Raw genomic sequence first — 593 nt, 5'->3', positions numbered from 1 at the left:
GCGGCGAGGGCGTCCGCCGCGGCCCCGGCGCCCGCCGGACCGCGGGCCGCAGCGTCCGGGGCAGGCGGCGACAGCTCCGGCAGCAGCACCGGTACGCGCCCGCGCCGGTCGCCGAGCAGCCGCACCTGGCGCCGCAGACTCCCCGCCAGGGCGGCGCACCCGTCCGGGGCCCGCCCCGCAGAGCTGATCAGCAGCGACCAGGAGAAGTCGGCGAGCCGGACGCACACCCCGCCGCGCTCCTCCCGCACGCCCGCGACCGGGGGAGCGAGCCCCAGGCAGTGGTACGCCTCGACGACCGCGGCGGTCGCCCGGTGCCGCGACCGCCCGCCGGTGACGTTCGCACCGAGGTCGTCCACCAGCGCCGCGAGTTCGCGCAGCGCCGCCGCCACCGCGAACCGCTCCGGACGGTCGGGGCGCCAGAACCACCCCGCCAGCGCCAGCCCCCAGGCCACCGCGGCGCCCGCCGCCGCCAGCGCCGTGTGCGGGCCGACCTCGGACCAGGCCGGTGAGCCGTTGGCCGCCACGGCGAACGCGAACAGCAGCAGCACCGCGCCGAGCCCGCCCAGCCGGGTCGCGTCGCACACCAGTTTCGC

The 593-nt window shown here is 80.3% G+C and carries 1 pseudogene; it reads right to left on the bottom strand.

Going from position 1 to position 593, the window contains the following annotated elements:
* Positions 1-593, bottom strand: a pseudogene (locus AA75_RS43250) (FUSC family protein); the annotation flags it as partial.

Source organism: Kitasatospora sp. MBT63 (assembly GCF_000710465.2).
Lineage (GTDB): Bacteria > Actinomycetota > Actinomycetes > Streptomycetales > Streptomycetaceae > Kitasatospora.
This window is presented reverse-complemented; position numbering and strand designations above follow the sequence as displayed.